This is a genomic window from Helicobacter cholecystus, assembly GCF_003364215.1.
Classification (GTDB): domain Bacteria; phylum Campylobacterota; class Campylobacteria; order Campylobacterales; family Helicobacteraceae; genus Helicobacter_G; species Helicobacter_G cholecystus.
This window is the reverse complement of sequence record NZ_NXLU01000017.1, coordinates 1-2893: the sequence shown is the minus strand read 5'-3', so window position 1 is coordinate 2893 and position 2893 is coordinate 1. Positions and strand designations below refer to the sequence as shown.

Here is a 2893-nt window from a genome sequence, read left to right as displayed (position 1 = left end):
TTTATTACTTATTCCTTTATTACTTATTCCTTTATTCCTTTATTCCTTACTGCTTTTGCTCTTCTTTACTTTGAGCACTCTCTTGCTCTTTACTCTCACTCTTTTGAGTTTCTTCCTTACTCTCTACTTTAAGAGGAGCAGAGCTTTTGCTTACTTCAGGAGCATAGTTAATTTTCTCACCAAAGCTATATCTTACACCCGCATTGATTTGATACTCTGTATTAATTTTACCTCCAAAGCTTTTCTCAAAGTCAAAGTAGATTCGAGTATTGTCTTTAATCTCTATATTAGTTCCAAGATTCATCACTGCTCTAGTATCACTTTTAATAGAGCTTTGCAGTGAAGCTATTCCACCAAAGTTCTCAGTCAATGTGACATCTCCACCATTGACATAATCACTCTCAGCAAAGATTCCCACATAAGCCTTGGCTTGAATATTTTTACCTTCAGTAAAGTTCTTAAAGTCATAGCCAAAGCTAGCTCCAAATCTACCTTTAAGATTGATGAGAGCTTTTGCTTTTGCCTCTAGTCTATTATCCCCTGCATTTTGGATATAAGAAGAAGCATTGACATAGCCAAATGAGAGTTCAGCTTGTGGATCAATATACCATTCTTGCTTAGCTCCTAGTTTAAATCGATATCCAAACTCATCACTTAGGATAACTCCAAAGTTGTTTGTAGAGACACTATGCCCACTTGCAGTTCCATCAAGAGTGAAGCTATTGCTGATGTAGTCAAATTTAAAGATTGTGTCATTATACCAACCACTATCTTGCACATAAGCATTATAGATCCCAATCTCTACAAGATTACTTGTAAGTTTTCCTCCTAGCAATCCTTCAGTTACACCTGTATATTGATTGGTTAGATTATTTGTTTTTGAGCTTGAGTGGCTATAAGCAAGAGAAGCTCCTAGATAATTACTTGCTCCATTTCCTACTCCAAAGGCATAATCATATCCAGCTTGCACTGTGACATAGCCTGTTTTACTTCCTACTCCAAAGTCACTGCTTAGTGATCCACCAAAGATTCTTCCCCAAGCTCCTTGAGCTCCATTATTATCTCTTAGCTCTCCCATTCTCTTATTTAAAGAATTGAAGTTTGCCACAAAGATATCAAGACTTGTTGCAAAGCTAGAGGCTGCAGTTTGTGCAATAGAATTAACAACGCCATAACTTCCAGCATTAGAGACAAAGTAAGTGATGTAATCTTTACTTGAAGCAGAAGTCTTACCACTCTCATCAGTCTCTACAGCTTTAAGTGTGCTTGAAATAATCCCAAAGCCTTGTTGATAAATTGTGGATTTAACAGCAAGCACTCCTTGATTCTCTAATGGAGTATTAGCCCCATTACTAGAGCTAATCTTTTTTACTGTAACTACTGCAATATTGCCTTCTTTCTCAGTTCCCCCCTCACTATAGCGGATATCATTAAGATGAGTATTTGAGCTATAAGCAAGTTGCACATAAAGCTCACCCTCAACTTGTTTGCTATTATCTCCAGCATTGAGCACAACTAGTCTATCTGCATAGGCTTTGGCTGTCTGCGTAGAAGAGTCTCTAGTATTACTATTAACTTTTACTCCACCCAAACTCGCTTGGCTTTGATCAGCATGAGCATCTACATAGCCTATATAGAGCCATTTGGATTTTGGATCTTGGTTAGAAGTATTGTTTACTACCCATCCAGTATCTGTGTTTGCAGTCTTTGAACCAATCACTAAAGCTCTAAAGGAAGGAGTATCTCTATTGACATTATTCTTACTCCCACCATTAGTCGCTAGGTCAATGATTGTAGCTTGTTGGGCTAGAGTATCAAGGCTAAGTGCTTGCATATCAATTTGACTTTTAGAAGTTGTATTAAGAGTGAGTGTGTTGAGGAGACTTTTATTCTCTGAGATGATAAGTTTAGAGAAGTCTTTCATCTCTAAATTGAGTTTTATAACATTGCTAGGAGTAGAAGGATCTCTAGTGATAACATCAGCTCCCTCTAAAGTAACACTTCCAACAAGAGCAGAATTTTCATTAAGGACTAAAGAGTAGGTTTTAGAAGATGAGGCATCCGCTCTAGTTGTAGTTGGTTTGAGTTGCAAAGAAGTCACATCTCCAATAAGCAATCCACTCACTTCTGCACTATCAGCATCTACAGTTCGTTTAGTTGTTAAAGTGAGTAAAGAGCCATCAGCATTTCTATAAAGATCCCCAAAGGTTCTGACTACACTTTTATTTTCATTACCATACTCAAGAGTTTTATCTGCAATACTGAGTTTTAATCCATTGTAATAAGTAACTCCTAGCACTTGTCCTTTTGTAATGTCTGTAACATTAGGGCTTGTAAAATCATCAGTAACACTCTCTCTACTCTCACCTCTAGCAGTGCTAGAACTTGAAGCTTGATTAAGGTTATTTGCAGAAGAGAAAAGCAGATTGACTTGAGCTCCTTGATCATAATTAATCTTAGCAGCAAGATTAAGAGCATTTGCACTGCTATTAGCATCCATAACAATATTGCTCACTCCTCCAGTAGCATTCACCCCAAATATTCCTGTTGCACTATTTAAAGGATTGCTACTCCCTTGACGAAGAACAATGTTGCTTACACCACTAGTGGTAGTGAGTGTTCCAGTATTAGTAGCTTCTCTAGTGCTTGGTGCAGAAGGTGAGGTAATAAGCTGAGCAGGCAACCAGAATGCATTATCAAAGACAATTGAATTCTCTCCACCATTTGTAATGATATTACCATTGAGTGAGGCAAGAGTTGAGAGGTCAGAAGAATCTTCAAAAGGTAAAGGAGTAGAAGCAGTGCCAAGAGTTCCTTTGATGTAGATATTATTTCTACCATGATTTGAGCTAATGATGTCTCCTGTGATGCTAGCACCATTGTTGGCTGTAAT

At 37.6% G+C, this 2893-nt stretch carries 1 protein-coding gene; it reads right to left on the bottom strand.

The window, feature by feature from the left end:
- Nucleotides 1–46 precede the first annotated feature (46 nt).
- Nucleotides 47–2893: autotransporter outer membrane beta-barrel domain-containing protein (locus CQA62_RS06665; protein ID WP_115585142.1), on the bottom strand; the 2847-nt coding region annotated here is incomplete at its 5' end.